The following is a 20438-nucleotide window of genomic DNA, read 5'->3' as shown; positions in this document are numbered from 1 at the left end:
AGATGCCGGAAAACGACGAGCTCGAGTTCGAGGTCATCGAGGCGTACACGCGCGCCCAGGCCATCGCGGATGGCACGCTGAGGGACGTGACGTCAACGGCCCGGGAGATGGGGATCAAGCTTCCCGTCGCCGTGACGCACTCCGTCTGGGAGCGCTACGTGATGCTGACTCCAGCTGCGCAGCGGGCCCACAACGACGAGCGAAGGCTCTGGGATGTCCTCTGGATGTTCCGCGCGGCGGCCCAGCGCGCACCGGAAGCAAACGAGATCACATTCTCGTTGTACGTGGTCACCGACTCCACCAAGCCGTCGCTTGTGGAGCTCAAGGCGGTCTGCGGTCCCGGCGATGACGCCGAGCCTGTGATCACCATCATGCTGCCGGAAGAGGATTGAAAAGAGCACAGCTGCGCGCCGGTACCGGCGCTGCATCTCTGTCTCTCTTACAGCTCTCCCGTGCTGCACACTCTCCCTGTGATGCAGGGATGTCACCATCTCAGCTTGAAGTAGTGCAGCCCGCGGCGACGCTAATCGCCCGGGCTGCGTGGCCGAAACCTCGGCGAAGGAGGTTCCGACATGCTGATTGTAGTCCGCCCGCCGTCCGCGGGCCAAGGGGGCCGTGCGCCTTCGCGCCGGCGCCCTCGTTCCCATCCGCCTTCCCTGCCCGACACCGAAGCGCTCCGGCTCACTGCCGCGCTCCGTGACCCGCCAGCGCTGTGCGGCTCCCGGTCCTGCCCCGCAGGAGGCATGCGCGCCTGCGCGCAACGCCGCCGGCACACCGCCGCCGACCCGCGTCGCTTGCCGCCAGCCATGGCCAGGCGCGCCGCCCCGGCGGTCGGCACCATGGCACACTGCCGGTTGAGCGCTCCAGGAACGGCGGACCGCACCTCCGAGAGGGATGGGTGAGCCGTGAGCGCAAGGGGGCCCGCCGCCCACCCACCGCGCCACATCCCCCGGCCCGACCGAGCATCGCGGCCGTCATGACGGAGCGGGACTTCATCGTGGCCACGCTCATCTCCTGCGGCGTTCCTGCGCGCGACAGCGCCGACGTCGCGCAAGCGGTCTTCCTGGGCGCTTGGAAGGCCATCGAGGCGGGCCGGTATCGTCCCGACCCGGCCGCGAACGCTCGGCAAGTGCTCCGTCGGTGGCTCCGCGGTGTCGCGTGGCGTCAGGCGACGCACTACCTCGAGAGCGCGTACGTGCGTCATGAGGTCCTGCACCACGAGCCGCTCGGTCTTGTGCGCCCCGTCGTGGGCCTGAATCTCGAGGCGCAACTTCAGGCGCGCGCCGAGATGGAGGCGCTCCTCGCGCTCTGGCAGATGCCATTCTGGGCGCGCGAAGTGCTCGCCCTGGCGGCTCTGGGCCATGCGGGCACCGAGATCGCGGATGTGCTGCACCTGCACCACGGAACCGCCGTCAGCCGGCTCCGCCGGGCTCGCAAGCTGCTCGCTCGCATGCGCAAGCGAAAGGGGAGCCGATGAATGTCCGAGATCCCAAGCACCGCATGAGTGTCATGTTCCCCGGCAAGCCAGTCGCACGGTGCGTATCTCCACACGATATCGAGACCTACCTGGAGTCGAAGGGCTACCAGTCGGCTCTCTCGGTAGAGCGCGACTGGCCCAGGGACAGCCCCTACGCCTGGCTCCCGCCCAGGTGACCGGATCCGCGTACCCCGCCGATCCACATCCAGCCACACATCGTGAGCGGACTGCGGCTGTGCTCGCAGCCGCTGGAAAAGGTCATCGAGGCCATCGCGCACAACGAGGGGCGTACGCCCGGCGAGGCGCTGCGCGAGATCGCCGTGTACACCCAGCTAGAGAATGGCGAGTAGCTTCCTCCGCCCCGCCATCACGGCGCACAGCGCGCCCTTCCTTTCAAGCCTCGGTCACTCGTGCCGAGACCAGAAGAACCGGAAACGCTCTGCCCATCAACCACCCACATCTTCGGATTCGGCCTAGGCGCACAGGAGTCCTGTGCGCCGCCCTCAGCTCACGTAGGCCGAACTGGAGGCAAACCACCATGACGGAGACTCGCCAGTACCCGGCGGACGACGATACGTGGGACGGCCGTACCGAACGACCTCCACCGAACCACGCCATCCGATTCGATGACGCCAGCTACATGCGCAAGTGGATCACCACTCTTCGGGAGCAGGTGGACCAGGGCCTCAGCCCGGCCGAAGACGCCACGCGCCCCGTCCAGGAGCGCGTTCTCTCACGGCACGAGGCGCGCCGCCGCATCGAGAAGGCGACGGAGACCATCTACAACCTCCTCGACGCTGCGGAGCGCGGCCTCCCCTGACGGCCCTTCGCGCAAGGCGCCAGCGCAGGCCTTCCCTGCTGCGGCGCTCTTCTGCCTCCACACCGCCCTCACCAGCAAAGGACCTTCCCCATGAACGCTCACGTCAGCAAGGCCCGCGCCGTCCAGTCCGTGGTCGGCGCCATCGAGAAGCAATTCGGAAAGGGAGCTCTCATGTCCCTCGGCAGTGGTGACAGCATTCCCGAAGTCCGGGTCATCCGCACCGGCTCGCTCGCTCTCGACGCGGCCCTCGGCGTCGGCGGGTACCCCCGCGGCCGCGTCGTAGAGATCTACGGCCCGGAGTCGTCCGGCAAGACCACCCTCACGCTGCACGCCATCCGCGAGGCCCAGCGGACGGGTGGCGTCGCGGCGTTCATCGACGCCGAGCACGCGTTCGACGTCGCCTATGCGCGCGCGATCGGCGTGGACACCGATCGGCTCCTCGTTTCCCAGCCGGACAGCGGCGAGCAGGCGCTCGAGATTGCGGAGATGCTCACCCGCTCCGCGGCCGTCGACATCATCGTCATCGACTCGGTCGCCGCGCTCACGCCGAGGGCCGAGATCGAGGGGGACATGGGCGACCCGCACCTCGGGCTGCAGGCGCGGCTGATGAGCCAGGCCCTCCGGAAGCTCACGGGCATCGCGCACCGGACCGAGACCACCCTGATCTTCATCAACCAGCTCCGCCACAAGATCGGCGTCGTCTTCGGCAGCTCCGAGACGACCACGGGCGGCAACGCGCTCAAGTTCTATGCGAGCGTGCGCCTCGACGTGCGCCGGATCGGGACCGTGAAGGCGGGCGAGGACACGGTCGGGGCCCGCACGCGGGTCAAGATCGTCAAGAACAAGCTGGCGCCGCCCTTCAAGGAGGCGGAGTTCGACATTCGCTGGGGCAGGGGGATCGACGCCGCCGGCGACCTCGTCGACCATGGTCTCGCGATCGGGGTCATCCAGAAGAACGGCGCGCACCTCGCCTTCCGCGGCGAGCACATCGGCCACGGGCGCGATCGAGCTCGTGAGGCGCTGCTCGCGAACGGGACACTGGCCGCCGCTGTGCGCGCCGGCGTTGAGGCGGCTGGGCACGAGCCCCAGGCGCGCCAGCGGGTCGAAGCCGCGGGGACCTGAGCCGTCGGCAGCGACGATCAAGAACCGGTGGACGGCCCACTGCGCTCGGCAGCGGGCCGTCTCCCTTCCTCCACAGATGCGCCCTAGGTCCCACAGACTTCACGACCGTCGCGTAGCCCATCCGTCTGATATCTCCGACGGGAATTGGGCTTAGGCGCCGGAGGCTGGCTCACCCGGTACAGACGCCTCACGGCGTTTCGCTTTCGCTCGATACGGTCGTGCACCTACAGCTTCCACCAGACGCCCCCTCGCGGGATTATTCCCGTGCAACCGGCGCCATTGCCTCCTCGGTGTCGGGTTCCGTCTGTCAGGCCTCCGGCTTGACTTCGCACCTCCTGTCTGTGGGTCATGCCGGCCGCACCTCGTCGCGCTGCTGCAGCAGCGCTCCTCGCCGGGGCCAGTACTGCACTCGACACCCGCTGCCAGGCTCGTTCCGATCTGTTCGGCGGTCTGATGCTTATCTCGTCTGCAAATGTGGTGACGAGGGCTCGCGGTCCTCAGAAGAACTTCGCCGCTGCCGCGACCATGCTCAACACCTCCGGAAGATGATCACGAAGCCCTGTGAAAATCCGCTCGAGGACCCGGAACGTCGGGTCGTGAAACTGGAGCAGTGCAATGCCGCGCACGCTGGATCCGATGCGAGCCCATTCATCGGCAGGCACAGACGCCGTCCAAGTTACATAGCGCTTCCTCGGGCACCTGATGCCGCAAGCGTCGAGGCCCCACCGGTCGATACGCACGTGCGCGAGCGGTTGCTTCTGATCATCAACGAGAACAACGATCAACCCACCGGTAAAACCCCAGACGGACCTGCTGTTCCTCAGCTCCGTAAGCCCCGTCAGCGAGCCGTCACTGCGCAGCGTGGCTTCGGTCGTCATGTGCCAGCCCTCGCCGACCCTCGTCTCCAGCTCGATGGTGCCCACGACGGGCGAGGACTGCTCCGCCGCGATCACGTCTTCGACCTCCGTCGCGTCGACGCTGCAACCAGGCACGACCGACGTGATTGCCATGGTAGCCATCATATGAGTGATATACTTCTTCGTGCTCATGGATGCCTCCCGCTGCCTCGTCCGGCTGTGCTCGAGCTTTGCGAGGCTGCTCTTGATTGGGATCATAACCGGGTTCGACGGTCGCGCGACCTGCAGAAACCCATGCGTGGTAACCCCCTGGGCGCCACGTGTGAACAGGCGCGCCAATGTAGCCTGTGTCTTTTTGGCACATAGCAGTGGTCGTCATGAGGTGATGCTCTCGTCGCTTGCCCCATGTGAGCCAAGGCCGTAGAGTTTTGTGGTACGTGGTGCTCGGTAAGAGGAGCGATGTATATTGACATCGCAGAGGGGGCGCGATGGCCGCTGTGCTCAGGAAAGGCGGGAGCATCCTGAACCTCAAGGCATTCGTGGAGGAATGCTTTGGTGTCGATGCCTGGAGTCGACTCGTCGCGGCGCAGTTGGAGCCGGATAAGTCCGTGCTTTCCTCGGTGCTACCGGACTGCTGGTATGAGATCGGCCTCCATTCGCGGATCAATCGCGCTTTTTGCGACATGTTCTACGATGGCAACCTTGCGGCACTGGAGACGCTTGGTCGTTTTTCTGCCGAGCGTGACATGGTTGCCAGGGGCCGCTGGATGCTCCAGTACATGCGTCCGTCCTTTATCATCCAATTCATGAACCTGTATTGGCGGCAGGACGAGAGCTGCGGGCACTGGAGCACGAGGTTGGTCGGCGGTGAGTTCGTCGCAACGCTGTCGGGCTGGGAGGTGGCCGATTCGGTGCTGTGCCGCAGGCTCCTCGGGTACATCGGTCGAATGCTCGAGTTGTGCGGCTCGGTCGTGTGTGCGACGCACCAAGAGTGTCGCGCTTTGGGTGGGAATTCGTGTGTCTTTCGGTTCCGCTGGCAGCACGAGAGCGCGCCTATTCTGGTCAGTGAGCTCGTCGATGGACTCTCGCGGCTCCCGGAGCTCGATCCGCTGGTCGATACCATTCTCGACCTGGTTCACTTTCGCCTGTTCTTCCCGTATGTCGAGATCTGGCTCCAGGGGGAGAGCTCAGGTGAGCTCGCCTCTTATCGAAGTGTCGGAGCGAGGGGATCCGCTACCGTGCGCCGGTTCCTTCTCCAGGTTGGAAACAGTCCAGTAGGTCGGCTGGATGTCGAAGCCCAAGGTGACTCTCGGCAGGACGTGCTGGACGAGTTGATCCCGTGGCTTGCTCAGATGCTGAACGATGCGCGGCTTTCGTCGGTGAGGGCCAGCCCGTTGCATGCGTTTCAGCTGAAGCTGGCGCTGGCGCGACGTGCATGGGGGCTCACTCCGAAGGAGACTGAAGTGCTGGAACTGGTCTTGCGCGGCCACACCAACCAGGGAATCTCCCGGAAGCTTCGCCTTCGGATCAGTACGATCGAGCAGCATGTGAGCCGTATTCTTGGGAAGTCGGAGGCCACAAGCCGAGCGACGCTGTGCTGGGCCTTTTGGATGAACCTCTGACTCGAGGAGCTCACGAGCAGCACGCCGTTGTGAATGGGTTTGTCGTTGGCACCCGCGGCGGAGATCGCCATTGGAGGAGCGGTCGTCGTGCACGGCCGATCGGCGGTGCGCCCGGGACAGAACACTTGCTCGCCTTGGTCCTTTCTGGCGCGGAAAGGGGCACCGGTCCGTCTGGCGTACGCGCCTCACCGGGGTTGATGCGGTGATATAGTGCGCTCATGTCCAGTTCCATCTCGACGGTCGATCCGCAGGGCTGTCCCTGGCAGGGGCTTGCCGAGCACGGCCTGCCCAACGTCAAGTGGTGCGAGGAGCGGATGTGCGCATGGATCAACGAGCCGGCGAATGCCTGGTCCAACCTCGCCTACCTCGTCGTCGCTTGCTGGATCTGGCTTTTGCAGCGCAGTCACGGGACCGCAGGCAAGTCCGCCCTGCGCTGGTTTGCTCCTACCTTGGCAATCGTGGGCATGTGCTCGTTTGTGTATCACGCCAGTAATGTGTACGTGACGCAGATCCTCGACTTCCTCGGCATGTACCTTTTCTGCCTTCTTCTGCTCTTGCTCAATCTACTGCGGCTCGGCGCCTTGCCACTCTCGCGGTTTTCGGTGGTGTTCGTCGGCTGTGTGACGGCGTTCACCGCACTCACGGCGGTGGTGGCGCGCTATGAGGTCCCGATCCAGGGCTTCATCTTGCTGCTCACTCTGGCCATTGTCGGGACCGAGCTGTTCATCTATCGACGCAGCCGTGACGCGTCCGCTTACTCCTTGAACGCTTTCGCCCTATCGCTCGCGCTCCTCCTGGTGGCAGCCGCGTTTTCGGCGCTCGACGTGTCAAGAGCCTGGTGCAATCCCAAGAGCCACGTTCTTCAAGGGCACGCGGTGTGGCATGTTCTCTCGGCGCTCAGCCTGGGGGTCGTCTTCTATCATTACAGGCAGTTTGATGGCGAAACGCAGGGAGCTGGTGCTGGTTCTGCTGTCTTATCCGGAACATGACCATTGTGTTAGCATCAGCACCCGCGAATATTGCGTCGTATCTGGAGTCAAGCACCTCGACGGCCTCGCTCGTACGAAGTTCGGATCCGCGCCACAGATACCGCGACACGGCGGCGGCTGTTCCACCGGTCCAATGTGATCGTGCCCCTGGTCTCGCGCTTCATCCGCCGCGCCGTCAAGTCCATGAAGGCCACCGCCAAGCGCGCATGACGCCCGGTAAGGCCGTGGTCGCCCGCGCCGAGCGCCGAGGCCTGCGTCGTTCAGGTCGCGCCAGTGTCGCCGGCAGTCGGAGCAGCGAGCGATGAGCTCGCCCACTGCGGTTACGGCGCGATCGAGGCACCACTAGAGTGACAAACATATTGAAAACCATTTAATTCCGGCAGCTTACGCTGCCTGCTGCAGCAGGCGTTGGGCTGCCTCGAGATTCTGGATCGCTGCTGCGCGCCGGAGGTCGAACAGATTTCTCCTGGCGCCGATGTAGCGTGCAGTGTGGCCCTTCCGTGCCGCGATGTGGGCGAGCGCATGCTCTACAGCCACCCGCTGGCGGAGCACGGCGCGACCTGCCCCCGTCTGCTGCAGCTTCCGGAATTTGCGCTGCAGAGCCTCGTCCTCCGCAATGGACACGGTCCGCCCCCGTCCCGAGGCGGCTTGGGTGCACCTGGCTCGGAGGGGGCACGCGCCGCAATCCTCAGGATCAAACTCGACCGTGTCGCCGGGCTCGAATACCTCGACCTGTCCTGCCGGACAGGTGATCGTCTTGGCGCGCAGGTCGATCTTGAAGTCGCGCTTGCTGAACAGGTTGGGGCTGCGAGCACGCTGTCCCCAAGGCTTCGAGAACACCTGGCCACCGTCGCGGATCACGTCGTCAACGACGGGACTGTTCACATAGGCGCGATCGATGTGGAGCTCGCCGAGGCGCAGCCGTTGACGTTGGATGTCCTTGGCGATCGGTGCGGCCCCCTCTTCTTCGGGGCGATTCGCTGGCGTGACCGCACAGGCGACGATGACGGGAAGGTCCAGGTCGCGTGCGATGTGTTCCTTGTAGCCATCAAACCTCTTCGAGCGGCTCTTTCTTCCGTGGCGCATCTCAGCGTCCTCAATGGAGACACGGCGGTCAGGTGCAACACCTTGACGGATGCGAACGGTCCCATCCTCAGCCGTTTCCAGGTCTTGGTCCCGAACCTGTGTGACCGCATCCATATAGAAGCGGAGCGGCTGCTCGACGACGTCGTCCAGATGGCGGTCCACCCACTGCTGCAGGGACGAGACCTGCCGTTCCAGGATCTGAATCGCCGCCGCCTTCTGTTTCGGGTCGCTCCAATCGAGGTCGAGCCCGGCCTTGATGCTGGGAGCCAGAAGTAGCGGGATGCCCGCCTTGCGACAGATCTCCTCGGGCGGGCGCTCCGTGATCTTCGACACGACGCGGACGATGGTGCGTGCTGCATGGCCGAGCAGGTTGATCGTGTCCTCAACCCGCCCGGCTCCCGCTAAAGGGCGGCTATCGATGGCCACGCGCAGCGCTTTGGACACCGCACGCCTCTCGCTCTCCGTCATCGCGCCCGACCGAACGAGCGCCACGGTCCGCTCCAGCAGCACCCGGTCCATCTCATGCTCGACCATCCGCTCTCGGAACGCCTGCAGCGCGCCCTGCGAAAACGCGGGCGTGGCCGCCCCCAGGCAGCCGAGCACCATCTGCCAGCGAAGGTCGACGATCGACAGCTCCACCGCCTCGGCATCCGATGCGCCGACGTATCCCTGGAGCAGCGTGACCATGCACATCAGCGCCGGCGGATGCGGCGGCTCACCTGCTCCCGTGGTCCGGTACATGCTCTCCAGCTGCTCCTGGAACGTCTCGTCGAATAGCTCGTGCCGGTGCAGCCTGAGAAAGCCGAACAGGGCTCGCACCCGGGTCAACCGTTTCATGAGCGCCTGTTCCTGCCGCGACAGCTCCACCGGCGGCGACCATCGTTCCATCCGTGCACCTCCGGGCGCGGACGAGATCATGGCTCGGCGAGACCGTCGAGCCTTCCATCGAAACGCTCGGGATTATCACAAAATCAAACTGATCGGTCCTCTAGAGTGCGCATAAGTGGCGTCGTGTCAACTGGCGCCCATTCACTCGGCTTTCAGGCGCTCGCAGGTACGCGCGCCGCGAGCTCGATTAGTGCGTAGTCAAGAAGGTCCACGGCGTAGAAACCGAAGATCACCCCCGCATACTTCGGGAGCTCGTCGAGCTCTGGCAGTGGGGCACGCCGTGGATACCGTAACAACCAGTGTTCGATCTGGATCACTGCTTTCTTTAGCGCAACGATCGGTACAACGCGTTGCACTTGTGCCTCCTCGAACGCGTCGAACGGCCCCGTGTACCAGCCAGGAGGATGCGCGACGAACGGCTTCCCAGCAGCGTCCGGATATCCAATGCCGCGCGGATAGTAGCTGAGGACTCTGAACTCGGGCTCATGCGTTTCGTTAAACCGGATGGCGAACACGCTAGAGCAGGACTCCGGTGCAAACGATTCAAGGTCAGTCGGCAGAGCGGCATGACGGAAGACGTGCATGACGAGCGTGGCTACGGTGTCACCGTCATACCGTAGCTCACTAGAACGCCGACAAGTCTGTCGTACCCAGCGCCGAAGCACGCGCTGATCCGCCCAGTGGATGGTCCATCCGGCTTCCTCTAGAGCACGGAAGTCAACGGCTTCAACACGAGCCACCCCGTCGCGGACCGCTTCGCCGGCCAGATTCTCGCAGGTCTTGGCGAGGGCGTCGGCCGAGACGCTCGGAAGCCAGCGGCGAAACTGATCGCGTCTGCCCTTCGCGGCGGTGAAGTGTGGCTTTAGGATACTATCGCCGAAAAACAGGCTGAGGTGCGGCCTTAATGGACGTCCGAGGAAGACCGGGAAGATCTTCTGGATGGAGTATGTCCCATCGTCGTTGCAACCGAGGCCGATCTCGACCAGGACCAGATCAAAAAAGCGGATGGAAAACTTCATGGCTAGAACCTCCTAAATGGCGCGCGAGCGCCGGCCGTGTACGGAGGACGGTTCTATACCTGGACATGATTCATGACCCAGATGTGCAGCGGTTGCAAGCCCTTCGAGCGCGCCGGGTCGGTGCAGGAGCACGTTAGCACCCGCATCGGAACCACCAGCAGCCGTCGCCAGGCCTCCTGGTGCGGCCGCAGGCCTCGCTCCTGGCCTCCTCGGCGAGCGCCCACGCATCCGGATGCTGCCCCACCCAGGCCGCTGAGCCGCGCGTGATGTCGTAGCTCACGCGCATCTCGGCCCGGAGCCGAAGCGCGTACCACGCCCACAGGTCGCCTCCCGCCTCAGCCTGGTCGAAAGGAACTGACGGGTCAGGTCGAGCCGAGCCGCGCGTTTCATCCTCCGGAGTCGGCGGTCCCGCTGGTGCGGCACTCGAACATCGCGGCCGCACGGCGCTCGCGCGCATCGACAGCGGCCCGGGTTTCGCCGAGGTCGAGCTGGCGTCCACGGAGCTTCGCAGCGGCGTCCTGCGGCTTCTTCGCCTGCTCGTCTGCGGCCAGTGCCCGGTCCGGTAGCTGCGCGCTCGGCGCGAAGGGGACCCCGACCAGGGCTCATCCGTCTCCGCGGCGGGTGATCTGGAGGCGGCCCGCGCCGGCGTACGTTGTCCGCGCCGAGCGGACGAGGGGCCGCTCCGGATTCGACACGGGTCGGTGCACGACGCACAAGACGCTGGTCGCCCCCTAAAACGAACCGCTCACCGCCGACGTTGGGCACGGATCGAACCACGGGAAGAGCTCGAAGCGGTCGGCGTTGCCGGTGAGGTCCCCAGTGTCGACCGTCTCGGCGGCGAGTCTCCGCTGTCGCGCCGCGATCGCCGCCTTCCGGCGGCAGCACCACGGTGGTGCTCTCGAGCAGCTCGCGCACGCAGCTCCAGACCGAGGCCAGCGAGCGGTGGGCACGGGCGCTGACACAGGCAACACGGATCATGCGCGCTCCCATATCGGCCAGGCGTCGTCGTCGGGCGCCCGATGCGGCGGCCGGAGCGGCCGAAGAGCGACCGACGCCGTAGAGGCCGGTCGGCCGTGGCGGCGGATGGCTGCGCCCCGGGCACGGGCACCACTGCACCGGCTCGGCTCACGCGTCACACGCCGCCCTCGCTCCTTGCAGACAGCATTGCGACTCCTGTTACATTGCGCCCGTGATCAGCGATCCCTTCGAGCTCCATGCCGGGCCGTTCACGCCCGCGGACGTGCGCGTTGTCTCGTTCCGCGGGCGTGAGGCGCTCTCCGCGCTGTTCTCGTTCCAGCTTGTCGTGCAGGCCGCCCCCGAGCTGGAGGGCCGTGACGCTGAGTTGCTCGGCAGCCTCGCCGCCTTCATCCTGCGCGACGGGCGCGGGGCCGAACGCCGCATCGAAGCCCTCGTCGACCAGGTGCGCGCGGACGCCGCGTTCGTCGCGCGGACTGGCCCGACCTGGCACCTGCGCCTCGTCCCCCCGCTCGCACTGCTCCGGCGCCGGACCACGAGCCGCATCTTCCAGGACGAGACCGTGCCGCAGATCCTCCAGCACGTCCTTGCCGCGGCCTCCCTCCCGGTCGAGCTTCGCCTCTCGCGGTCGTATGCGGTCCGCAGCTACTGTGTGCAGTACCGCGAGAGCGATCTCGCGTTCGTGCGGCGGCTCGCGGCCGAGGAGGGGATCGCGTTCTGCTTCGCAGACGCGCCGCCAGGTACCGTGGGGACCCGCGCCCCCGTGATCTTCCTCGACGACCCCGCACACTACCCCGCAGCGTTCAGCATCGAGTCCGGCGCCCTCGTCCTGCGTCCTGAGGAGGGCCTCATGCCGACAGGGCGCGAGATCATCTCCTTCGGTCTGCAGCGATCCATCAAGCCAAGCTCGGTACACCTCAGGGACTATGACTTCCGCCGCCCAAACCTGGTCCTGAGCGAGCGGGTCGGGCCCAGGGCAAGCGGGCCGCCTCCGCTGGAGGTGTACCAGCACCACGCCGACTACGACACGCCGGATGTCACGCCCGATCGCGCGCGGGTGTCCCTGGAGCAGGCCCAGCGCCGAGCGGTGGTGGGCAGCGGCGAGAGCTGGGTACGCGAGCTCGCGCCGGGACGTCGCTTCGAGCTCAGCGCCGAGGCCTCCCCGGGGATCGAGGGAGCCTACGCCGTGACCCGCGTCATCCACGAGGGCCATACACCTGAGCTGTCCGGGCGTCCCGCGGAACGCATCTACCGCAACCGCTTCGAGTGCATCCCCGCGACGACGCTGCTCCGACCGCGGACGCCCAACCGCAAGCCGCGGCAGGTCCTCGAAACGGCGGTGGTCACCGGGCCGGCAGGGCACGAGGTTCACACCGACGAGCACGCGCGCGTCAAGGTGCAGTTCCACTGGGATCTCGCGGGGCAGCGTAACGAAAAGAGCTCGGCCTGGCTGCGTGTCGCGCAGAGCTGGGCGGGCGCGTCGTTCGGCGCGCAGTTCGTGCCGCGCGTGGGCATGGAGGTGCTGGTCGGCTTCCTCGGCGGGGACACCGACTGCCCGGTCGTGCTCGGGTGCCTGTACAACGCCACGCATCCGCCGCCCTTCCAGCTCCCTGGGGAGAAGCTCAGGAGCGGCCTCCGAACCCAGAGCTCACCAGCTGCCGCCGGCTCCAACGAGCTCAGCTTCGACGACACCGCCGGCGACGAGCAGATCTACGTGCATGCGCAGCGCGACCTCGACGAGCGGATCGAGCGGCGCCGGACGACGTTCATCGGCGAGGACGAACAGACCGACGTGCGCGGCGACCAGCACAGTCACGTCGCTGGTGAGCGACGCGATCGTATCGGTGGAAGCCGGCGGGGCAGCGTCGGCGGCGATCACGAGGAACGGGTGCAAGGCCACCATACCGTGCGCGTGGACCGCGACCAGACGAACGAGATCGGAGGGAGTCGGCGGCTCGTCGTGGGCGGCGTATCCAAGGAAATTTTCATGGATGACGCAGCCACGCTCTGCCAGGACACCTACACGCTCCACGTGGAGCGTCAGGCGGCGGTGACCGTCGGCTCTCGCGGTGATTCGTCCCGGAGCGACTTCTACGTCTTCGGCGATCACACGACCGGAGCCGCGGGCAGCCTCGTACTCACGGCGAGCCGCTCGCTCACGCTACAATGTGGCGACAGCATCATCGCCCTCACGCCCGAGGGCGTGAAGATCGGCGGCAACGTGCTCGCCATCGCCGGAGCGAACGGGGCGAGCATCAAAGGAAAGGGTCCTGCGCTCGAGCTGGGCGAGGAGGCTGAGCTCGTCGCCAAGAAGATCCGGATCTTCTCCCCGAACGCCTCGCTCGATCTGGACGACGATGCGCACTTGCGCGGCAAGCTGGTCAAGCTCAACTGCGACTCGGCCGACCTGCTCTCCGGCGATGAAAACGACGAGCCGCCGAGGACCCGGCCGCTGCGGCTCAAGCTGTCGGACGTCGCGATGGTACCCTACGCGGAAAAGACCTATCGCCTCACGGTCGACGGTCACGTCTACGAGGGAACCACGGGCCCGAACGGTGAGCTCGAGCTGGAGGTACCGGAAGCCGCAAGAAGCGCGGTGCTTGTCGTCTGGATCGAGAGCTACCCGGAGGGGCCACGCCAGCAGTGGACCCTCAGCCTGCGCGAGAGCGCGCCGGCGGACTCGGTGCCCGGCGCAGCGCTCAGGCTGCGCAACCTGGGCTACTACGAGGGGCCGCTCCGGGACGACATGGCCGAGCTACCCGAGGGAGCCGTGCGAGGGCTCAAGGATTTCCAGCGAGACCATGGCGTGCAGGTGACCGGTAAGCTCGATGCGGCGACGGTCGCGAAGCTGAGGGAGACATACGGCCACTGAGGTCGTGATGCGGGCGCGAGTGAGGCAAACAAGGTCTGATTGAGGTGTTGCATGAACTGGACGGATGGCGGTGGCGGCGCCGGGGGAGCGAGCGGAGGGAACGACCCGCGATTCGATGGGGCCGAGGGCGGGCCGCAGGCGTACGATTATCACACGCCCGATCCCCACGAGCCCGAGGCGCTGCCGCCCGAGCAGCCACCGGCCCCTCCACCGCCGCCTCCTCCCCCGAGCACCTTGCCAAAAGATCCGCCACCACCCGCGGCTGCAGACGTAAGCCCAGGACCTGACAACCACATATCCCAGGCAGCCGGCACGCCCTTCACGGGCGCGTTGCCGAAGTGGGTTCTCGAGATTACCAAGACGCAGGACGCCGCCGATCTGGAGCTTACCTACCCTAAAGGCGGGCCGACCACCAAGCGAACCGTTCGGCTCTATTGGTTCCGATTTCTTGGCGTCGGTTTCCTTTCTGAAAATGTGATGGGTGTCAATCGGGAGCTCCTCAAGAAGCTGCTTCGCGCGCAGGAGGAGCTCTATCGACAGTACCGCGAATCGATGGGCGCTCCGGTCGACGATGCCGATGATCAGAAGAAGTTCAAGGAGTGGTGTGCGGCGAAGGAGCTTGTCGGAGGACAGGGGAAGCGCGGCGGGGGCAACCACCGAGATGGGAGTGCGATCGATATCGAGTATACGGCCTCGCCGTGGGTACCGATCTACGGCGGCGATGGCCCAACCGGCGAGATCCACAACAACAGGAACGTCGAGTGGAGCAGGATCAACGTGTGGGAGCCTTGCTTGGAGGTGTGCCAGCGGGCCACGCTCTTCTGCTTCGGCCACAGCATTCAGCCGCGCAAGTCGAGCGATGCATCACGCTCCTACGATACGTTCAAGAAGGTCCATGATGGGCTGATAGGCTACCTCGCCTACCGTTATCCCAACGGCGCACAGGGGGACCTGACCGAGGCATCCCTGAGCGACTTCATTAACCGTGTCAAATCTGAGAAGGATACAACGCTCAGCGGTTGCAAGATTTTACTCCGCGATGGGAGCGGAAAGCTCGCTGAACGGAGCCCATACGACGAGCAAGGGGGCCTCGATGAGCGGCTCCTGGGCGAGGCGTACGCCCAGATCGAGGCCGATCGCAAAGTGATGCGGTACGGCATGGTGAAGAACGCCTTGAAGATAAACGCCGACCGAATCGATGAGAGCGCGACCAATTTCCGAGAACCCTGCCGAGGGTTTCTGATGCTCAAGAAAGAGGTCGTGCTGGCGCTGATCAAGGTGGGCCTACGCTGGGGAGGACAGGATTTTGGCGACATGATGCACTTCGATATGGGATTCGAGGTGCTCAACGAGTTCTACGATGTCTCCGTCGCACACAAGGCATTGCAGTCCTTGAAGTTGTTGGGGACGAAGGACGATGTCGGCCTCCAGAAGCTGAGGGATGCGGCCGCGGCAGTCAAGAGTGCAGCAGAGACGGCGGGGCCAGCGGCCAACCAGGCAAGCCTCGCCGGCAACACGGCGAAGGAGGACGCATGCCGCGCGGCGGTACGCTCGGCGGACGCAGCGCTCAGCAAGGTTGTCGCTGCCGTTGATGCCGTGAAGAGAGCGGCTTCCAGCGAGAAGATGCCAGAAAACAAGAGGCAAAAGGCGCTGGATGCTGCGGACGCGGCGCTGGCGGCAGCCAAGCAGGCCGAAACCGAGGCACAACAGGCGGCCGCGATGTAGGTCGACGCCGTGTCCCAGCCGTTCCGATCCGGTATCATGAGGCGCGAGATGAGTCGTCTTGTTCTCCTTGGTCTGTTTGTTGCAATCGGTGTGACCTCCTCTTCCTGTCGGCCAGCGGCGCGACAAGCCCAGCCCGAAGCCGGTGTCGCGCACGCCGCTCCTCGTCCGTCCGCAGCGTCGAGGGAGCAGGTCGGCCTATGTCCCCCGATTCAACGCGCCCGGGTGGCCACGTTCAATGAAGAACAACGCACCCATGACAAGCGCTGGCTCTTGCCCGAAGTGGTGGAGAGTCCGCCCAGAGAGCCCGTGCAGGAGGACTCCGAGGTACCGCTGGACGAAGCCAGCGCGCGGGCGCGAGGTGCCACCTCTAGCAACGATCCGGTGTGGATACTGGGCGACGGGGTTCCGCCGTGCCGGATGATGCCGAAGCAGTATCTGCTCCAGCGCGAGAGCTGGGGACCCCAGATCGCGAGAGTCGTGCGGGTGCTCGAGGGGGTGTGCCCTGAGCAGGGTCGGTCGGCACGGTCGGTCGTGTTTCAGCAGACCGAATCGCCGGAGAGGTGCCTCTTGCATAAGAAAGAGACATTGACCCAACGTGCTCCACCCGAAGGTCTCATTCCCCAGAAGCGTTGCGAGGAGCCGGAGTGCCGCTATATGGAGGAGGTGGGCGGCGGTGAACTACCCGGCGGTAGCGGAAGCGCGGTGCTCGAAGTTACAGCCACCTGGCTCTACCCTACGGAAGAGCATGAATGTTCCTGGGCGCACGACGACTTCTACGGCATCTTCGTCCAGGCGAGAAAAGAACTACCGTTTATCAAGATTCCCGAGGTGGACAGCCTTTTCGGTGTCCTGGTCGATGGTCGAGGGCTCCGTGCCGTGATCGGCGACGCGTTATGGATCATGACTTTCGTGCCCATTGCGCCGTCTGGGCAACCGGAGAAGTCGCTCAGCGTGACGGCCCATGTGGCCCATCATGAGGAGAAGACCTGGAACTCGCTCGCGCCCTACTGCGGGCCGTGAGCCGGTGGTTGCCGCGAGAGAAGGAGAGGCGAACATGCCAGCGCATCAATTGAAGGCGGGCAAGCCCGCGGCAAAGCAAGGGGACAAGGTCGTCGGCATCGACACGCACGTGGTGATGATCCCCTCGCCTGGCGGGCCGGTGCCCACGCCGACGGCGCTGCCCTTCAGCGGGACATTGAGCGGCGATCTGAGCCGCGACGTCCTGATCGAGGGCAAAGCGGCCGCGATCCAGGGCAGCACCGCGGCGAATGCGCCCGCGCATGTACCTCCAGGGGGCACGTTCCAGCGGCCACCGTCAAACCAGGCCCGTGTTCAGGCGGGCAGCAAGACGGTGCTCATCAACAACAAGCCCGCCGCGCACCTCGGGGATCCGGCGATGACCTGCAACGACCCGGCCGACGCGCCGAACGGCAGCGTGATCGCCTCCGGAGCCGTGCTGGTCGGCGACTAGGGATCCGGGGGATGGCGGCAGCCACGAAGCCCGCAACAGGGGCGCAGGAAGCGAGCGAAGGGATCTCGCTGGCGCAGTACGCAGCCGTCAGGGCGGCGGTGACGGAGGGGTTCTCGCTGGCGGACGTCCTCGCGGTCGAGGGGCTCACCCCGCGTACGTTCGCGCGGGCCGATCTCGCCTGGAAGCAGCGGCTGGCCGCCGAGCCGGAGCTGCTCGCGGCCTACGAGCAAGAGCTGGCACAGGCGGAGGATTGGCTGGATCGACCGGTCGAGCCGCTCGCGGAAGACCCGACCGCCTGGGCGAGCTTTCTTGCCGCCTTCGGGGCGCACCCGGCCCCATTCGATCTGCTTCAGGAGAACGACCTGGGCATGAACGACGTCGCGCGACTCCGCCGCCGATGGGCGCGGCGCGTTGAAGAGGACGCGAAGGTCGGCGAACTCCTCGAGGATCTCCACGCGAAGCCGGGGAAGCTGGGATCGCTCCGGGTCGGCCCCCGGGTGCTGCAGCCGTCGAGGGTGGCCGAAGCGCGGGGCTCGGGGAAGGCGGTCGCAGATGAGCACTCTGCGGCGGTGCCGCTGGGCGAGCCCGGGCTGGGCCTGGCCGAGTACGCTGCGCTCTGCGCGGAGCTCGACGCGCTGCCTGAGCAACGCGAACGGGTACTGCGGCGCCACGGTCTGGCCGATGAGGAGATGCGGGCCGCGCTGGATCGGCAATGGCGGGCAGCGCTGGGGCGTGACGCGGCGCTGGCGAAGGACTTCGAGCGGCTCCACGCGCATCACGCGCGTCGGCTGGAGATGCTCCTCGCCCGAGCGCGGGAGGTCGGCAACGTCGAGCGCCGGCCAGCATCCGTCGCCGCCTCGTTCGCGCCTGCCGCGCCGTCTTCCGAGGCGATGGCCGGTCCTGGAGCACCCCTCATGTCCTCGGCGCCGCTGCAGGGCACGGGGCCCCTGCTGGATGTCCCCCGAGGCGCAGCGGTCCCCTTCGTGCCCGTGCACGCCCAGCTCGCGACCGTGAAGGCAGAGCCGAAGCCTCCTCGCGCTGCGGAGTCGCTCACCGGCACCGCTCCCCTGCCCGACATTCGGCGAGGGCCGGAGCTGCCGTTCCCTCAATCGGGTGCGGCGAAGGTGGTGAAGCGCCCGCCTCCTGTGATCGCGGAAACCGCACCGCTTTCTGACATTCCCCGCGGCCCCGCTCTCCCGTTCACGGCCGGAGCATCGGGGACTCCCGTGCCGTCCACATCGACAGCCCGGCCGCAGCAGCCGCGAGCCCCCTCGGAGGTCGCAGAGACGTCACCGTCGCAGGCTCCCCCTTGCGGCCCGGTGATCCCCTTCACGGCAACGGACCCTACGAGGCGCGCCGGAGCGCTGGCAGCATCGAGGCCCGCTCCGCCGGCCGCAGCAGACCTCCGGGAAACGTCGCTGAACCTCGCAATTCCCCGTGAGCTGCTGACACAAACCGCGTCCTCGCCGGCCCCGGTGACCGGAGCAGCCTCCCAGACGGCCAAGGTGCCGCCGCGCTCCGCGCCGTCGAGCACAGCCGGGGACGGAGGTACAGCGCCCCCCTCCGAGGCGCTGGAGACGATCCTGCCGCTCGCGCGGTATGCCGCGCTCTGCGCGGAACTGGCCCTGTCCCCCGCCATGGCCGAGTCGATCTTCCAGCGCTACGGCCTGGGTTCCAGCGAGATGCGATCAGCGGTCGATGCGGCCTGGAAGGAGCGGCTCCGAGAGCACCCGGCGGAGTACGCGAGGTGGCAGGACATGTACCAGCGCTACTACGCGCACTTCGCCAGGCGAGGTGCGCCCCCGCGGTGAACAGCAGCTCGCCGGCCACCTGCACCTCTCCGCCACGCAGCGCTACGCGCACACCAACGACAACCTGAAGGAAGAACGCAGTGCAGGCCTTCACGCGGCGGTCGGCGTAGCCGTGTGAATGGCGTGTGAATGATCTCCGCTAGCCCGCTCGAGGACGCCCTCGCCCCTCGATGAAATTCTCAATGGTTTCAGCGGAGGAGAAGGGATTCGAACCCCTGGTTGAGTTGCCCCAACGGCGGTTTTCAAAACCGCTGCCTTCGACCGCTCGGCCACTCCTCCAAACATCCAGAACGACTCGCTTTTCTGCCTCTTCTACCGCCCCCTGTCAACGCCGCCCTGAGACCCGCCCCCTGCCCTGGTCAGGGCAGCGCCTGCGCCCTCCATCCCCGGCCCGGCCGCTTCCGCCCCCACCGCCCTTCGCCCCCTGCCCTTACTTCTCCCTCCCCACCGCCACCGCCCCGGCGCCCTGCCTCCCCACCCCGCCCTTCATCACCTCCGCCAGCCACTTCCCCGCCCCCGCGCACGTCCCCGCCGCGCTGACCTCCCCTCCCCCGCCTCCCCCACGCCTCGCGTACGGCCCAGCCACGATCGCCACGTCGCTCCCTCGCGCCGTCCACGCGATCGGCCCGAGCGCCGCCCGCTGCCGGCACACCTTCCCGAAGCGCCGCTCGATCACCTTCCCCGCCTCTGCCGCGTCGCCCGCGCTGTCGAACCGCAGCCGCCACGCGAGCGCGAACTCCCTCCGCGACGGGTCCTCCGGGTCGTCTCGCCGCACCACCGCGAACCGATCCCCGCCCCACCCCGCCGCCGCGCCGATCGCCGCATCGCGGTGAGCATACGCCGCGAACGCGATGCGCAGCGCCTGCTCGCCCATCACGTCATCGAAGACCACACGAAACCCCGGGCCGAGCGCCGCGGCCGTCGGGACCGCCACCGCGACGGCGGGCTCCCGCGCCGCGAGCTTCTCCGGATGGAGCAGCTGCTCGGTGGTCTCCGGCAGCGCGCGCCAGACCGCATCCACCGAAGCCCACCCGCCGTCCCGGCGCAGCGCCTGCACGAACGCGAAGCCGTCCGTGTACGGGGCGCCCAGCGACTCCTGCAGCACGAGCGGCGTGTCGCCCACGGACGACAGCGCCGTCGACATCGCCACGAGCCTGCGGAGCATCGACTCGTCGACCTGGAACGCCGAGCCGACCAGCACGTCGAACATCGCGCTCATCGCCTCGCCCTCGACGAGCGCGTGCGTGGCCGCCAGGCGATCGCTGTCGCCGAGCTTGAAGTCGAGCAGCCTCCCCAGCGAGAAGCTCTGGTCCTGGAGCGCGTGGACGAGCTCGTGCGCCAGCGTCTCCTCGGCCTCGGCCTCGCTGAGATCATCGACGAGGTACATCGTCGCGTCCTCCGGCTCGTAGAAGCCTGCGATGCGGCCCTCGAGCAGGCGGTACATCCCGGCGGTGAAGTCGTAGTCGGCCGGGATGAGCTCGAGCGCCGCGAGCACCTCGCGCTGGTGATCGAGCACGCCCTCGGGGATCTCTCGCTCCACGTGCGCGCGGACCCGCTCCAGGATCTGCCCGCGGGCGAGCACGCGGCTCCGCACCTCGCGGTGGACCGGCAGGCCCCGCGCCTTCGCCACGCGTGCGAGCACGCGCGCGATCTCGCCGTCGGTCAGGCGAGCCGCGTCCTCGTCGAGCTCGCCCGCATCCACCG

General features: G+C 66.7%; 17 protein-coding genes and 1 tRNA gene. 13 read left to right on the top strand and 5 right to left on the bottom strand.

What is annotated here, in order from left to right:
* The first annotated feature begins 2 nt into the window (after nucleotides 1–2).
* From WME95_RS44690 to recA, 6 genes are all read left to right on the top strand, one after another.
* Nucleotides 3–392 (top strand): DUF6573 family protein, encoded by a 390-nt coding sequence (locus WME95_RS44690; RefSeq protein ID WP_437905291.1) that lies wholly within the window; start codon nucleotides 3–5, stop codon nucleotides 390–392.
* Nucleotides 393–976: 584 nt separating this feature from the next.
* On the top strand, nucleotides 977–1477 hold the full coding sequence (locus tag WME95_RS44685) for an RNA polymerase sigma factor (RefSeq protein WP_437905290.1): 501 nt from the start codon (nucleotides 977–979) through the stop codon (nucleotides 1475–1477).
* Between the two features lie 23 nt (nucleotides 1478–1500).
* A complete protein-coding gene (locus WME95_RS44680) occupies nucleotides 1501–1653 on the top strand; it encodes a hypothetical protein (protein ID WP_437905289.1) in 153 nt (50 codons plus the stop codon).
* A 42-nt stretch (nucleotides 1654–1695) separates the two neighbouring features.
* Complete coding sequence (locus WME95_RS44675) at nucleotides 1696–1827, top strand: hypothetical protein (RefSeq protein WP_437905287.1); 132 nt, start codon at nucleotides 1696–1698, stop codon at nucleotides 1825–1827.
* Between the two features lie 188 nt (nucleotides 1828–2015).
* Entirely contained in the window at nucleotides 2016–2297 is a 282-nt protein-coding gene (locus WME95_RS44670; protein ID WP_437905285.1) for a hypothetical protein, read from the top strand.
* A gap of 90 nt (nucleotides 2298–2387) precedes the next feature.
* Nucleotides 2388–3419, top strand: a complete 1032-nt coding sequence (recA, locus tag WME95_RS44665; RefSeq protein WP_437905283.1) for a recombinase RecA — start codon at nucleotides 2388–2390, stop codon at nucleotides 3417–3419.
* A 497-nt stretch (nucleotides 3420–3916) separates the two neighbouring features.
* Here the strand turns inward: recA and WME95_RS44660 are convergent, their stop codons facing one another.
* Nucleotides 3917–4468, bottom strand: a complete 552-nt coding sequence (locus WME95_RS44660; protein WP_437905282.1) for a hypothetical protein — start codon at nucleotides 4466–4468, stop codon at nucleotides 3917–3919.
* Between the two features lie 296 nt (nucleotides 4469–4764).
* Between WME95_RS44660 and WME95_RS44655 the strand changes: the two genes are divergently transcribed.
* Nucleotides 4765–5898 (top strand): helix-turn-helix transcriptional regulator, encoded by a 1134-nt coding sequence (locus tag WME95_RS44655; RefSeq protein ID WP_437905281.1) that lies wholly within the window; start codon nucleotides 4765–4767, stop codon nucleotides 5896–5898.
* A 218-nt stretch (nucleotides 5899–6116) separates the two neighbouring features.
* The gene (locus WME95_RS44650; RefSeq protein ID WP_437905280.1) at nucleotides 6117–6887 is read left to right on the top strand and encodes a ceramidase domain-containing protein; all 771 of its coding nucleotides are present in this window, start codon (nucleotides 6117–6119) and stop codon (nucleotides 6885–6887) included.
* 384 nt (nucleotides 6888–7271) lie between these two features.
* On the opposite strand, the gene WME95_RS44645 is transcribed toward WME95_RS44650, so the two are convergent.
* Together WME95_RS44645 and WME95_RS44640 are read right to left on the bottom strand one after the other, a co-directional pair.
* The gene (locus tag WME95_RS44645; protein WP_437905279.1) at nucleotides 7272–8861 is read right to left on the bottom strand and encodes an IS1182 family transposase; all 1590 of its coding nucleotides are present in this window, start codon (nucleotides 8859–8861) and stop codon (nucleotides 7272–7274) included.
* A gap of 152 nt (nucleotides 8862–9013) precedes the next feature.
* Entirely contained in the window at nucleotides 9014–9880 is an 867-nt protein-coding gene (locus WME95_RS44640) for a hypothetical protein (protein ID WP_437905278.1), read from the bottom strand.
* 1189 nt (nucleotides 9881–11069) lie between these two features.
* Between WME95_RS44640 and tssI the strand changes: the two genes are divergently transcribed.
* The 5 genes from tssI to WME95_RS44615 all read left to right on the top strand — a co-directional run bounded on the left by tssI (nucleotide 11070) and on the right by WME95_RS44615 (nucleotide 18734).
* Nucleotides 11070–13727 carry a type VI secretion system tip protein TssI/VgrG gene (gene tssI, locus WME95_RS44635; RefSeq protein ID WP_437905276.1) on the top strand — a complete coding sequence of 886 codons (2658 nt, stop codon included), beginning with the start codon at nucleotides 11070–11072 and terminating at the stop codon, nucleotides 13725–13727.
* Between the two features lie 51 nt (nucleotides 13728–13778).
* Nucleotides 13779–15452, top strand: a complete 1674-nt coding sequence (locus WME95_RS44630; RefSeq protein ID WP_437905275.1) for a hypothetical protein — start codon at nucleotides 13779–13781, stop codon at nucleotides 15450–15452.
* 222 nt (nucleotides 15453–15674) lie between these two features.
* Nucleotides 15675–16472 carry a hypothetical protein gene (locus WME95_RS44625; protein ID WP_437905273.1) on the top strand — a complete coding sequence of 266 codons (798 nt, stop codon included), beginning with the start codon at nucleotides 15675–15677 and terminating at the stop codon, nucleotides 16470–16472.
* A 34-nt stretch (nucleotides 16473–16506) separates the two neighbouring features.
* Entirely contained in the window at nucleotides 16507–16923 is a 417-nt protein-coding gene (locus WME95_RS44620; protein WP_437905272.1) for a PAAR domain-containing protein, read from the top strand.
* Nucleotides 16924–16934: 11 nt separating this feature from the next.
* Nucleotides 16935–18734 (top strand): hypothetical protein, encoded by a 1800-nt coding sequence (locus tag WME95_RS44615; RefSeq protein WP_437905271.1) that lies wholly within the window; start codon nucleotides 16935–16937, stop codon nucleotides 18732–18734.
* 192 nt (nucleotides 18735–18926) lie between these two features.
* Here WME95_RS44615 and WME95_RS44610 read toward each other — a convergent pair.
* Together WME95_RS44610 and WME95_RS44605 are read right to left on the bottom strand one after the other, a co-directional pair.
* Nucleotides 18927–19013 (bottom strand) — tRNA-Ser (locus tag WME95_RS44610).
* Between the two features lie 151 nt (nucleotides 19014–19164).
* The gene (locus tag WME95_RS44605) at nucleotides 19165–20436 is read right to left on the bottom strand and encodes a hypothetical protein (protein WP_437905270.1); all 1272 of its coding nucleotides are present in this window, start codon (nucleotides 20434–20436) and stop codon (nucleotides 19165–19167) included.
* Between the last annotated feature and the right edge of the window lie 2 nt (nucleotides 20437–20438).

This window comes from Sorangium sp. So ce327, assembly GCF_051530205.1.
Lineage (GTDB): Bacteria > Myxococcota_A > Polyangia > Polyangiales > Polyangiaceae > Sorangium > Sorangium cellulosum_B.
This window is presented reverse-complemented; position numbering and strand designations above follow the sequence as displayed.

Bases quoted from the DNA above. Each gene is read 5' to 3' on its own strand.
- WME95_RS44690 (WP_437905291.1), top strand. From the start codon at position 3: ATGCCGGAAAACGACGAGCTCGAGTTCGAGGTCATCGAGGCGTACACG.
- WME95_RS44685 (WP_437905290.1), top strand. From the start codon at position 977: ATGACGGAGCGGGACTTCATCGTGGCCACGCTCATCTCCTGCGGCGTT.
- WME95_RS44680 (WP_437905289.1), top strand. From the start codon at position 1,501: ATGAGTGTCATGTTCCCCGGCAAGCCAGTCGCACGGTGCGTATCTCCA.
- WME95_RS44670 (WP_437905285.1), top strand. From the start codon at position 2,016: ATGACGGAGACTCGCCAGTACCCGGCGGACGACGATACGTGGGACGGC.
- recA (WP_437905283.1), top strand. From the start codon at position 2,388: ATGAACGCTCACGTCAGCAAGGCCCGCGCCGTCCAGTCCGTGGTCGGC.
- WME95_RS44660 (WP_437905282.1), bottom strand. From the start codon at position 4,468: ATGAGCACGAAGAAGTATATCACTCATATGATGGCTACCATGGCAATC.
- WME95_RS44655 (WP_437905281.1), top strand. From the start codon at position 4,765: ATGGCCGCTGTGCTCAGGAAAGGCGGGAGCATCCTGAACCTCAAGGCA.
- WME95_RS44650 (WP_437905280.1), top strand. From the start codon at position 6,117: ATGTCCAGTTCCATCTCGACGGTCGATCCGCAGGGCTGTCCCTGGCAG.
- WME95_RS44645 (WP_437905279.1), bottom strand. From the start codon at position 8,861: ATGGAACGATGGTCGCCGCCGGTGGAGCTGTCGCGGCAGGAACAGGCG.
- WME95_RS44640 (WP_437905278.1), bottom strand. From the start codon at position 9,880: ATGAAGTTTTCCATCCGCTTTTTTGATCTGGTCCTGGTCGAGATCGGC.
- WME95_RS44630 (WP_437905275.1), top strand. From the start codon at position 13,779: ATGAACTGGACGGATGGCGGTGGCGGCGCCGGGGGAGCGAGCGGAGGG.
- WME95_RS44620 (WP_437905272.1), top strand. From the start codon at position 16,507: ATGCCAGCGCATCAATTGAAGGCGGGCAAGCCCGCGGCAAAGCAAGGG.
- WME95_RS44615 (WP_437905271.1), top strand. From the start codon at position 16,935: ATGGCGGCAGCCACGAAGCCCGCAACAGGGGCGCAGGAAGCGAGCGAA.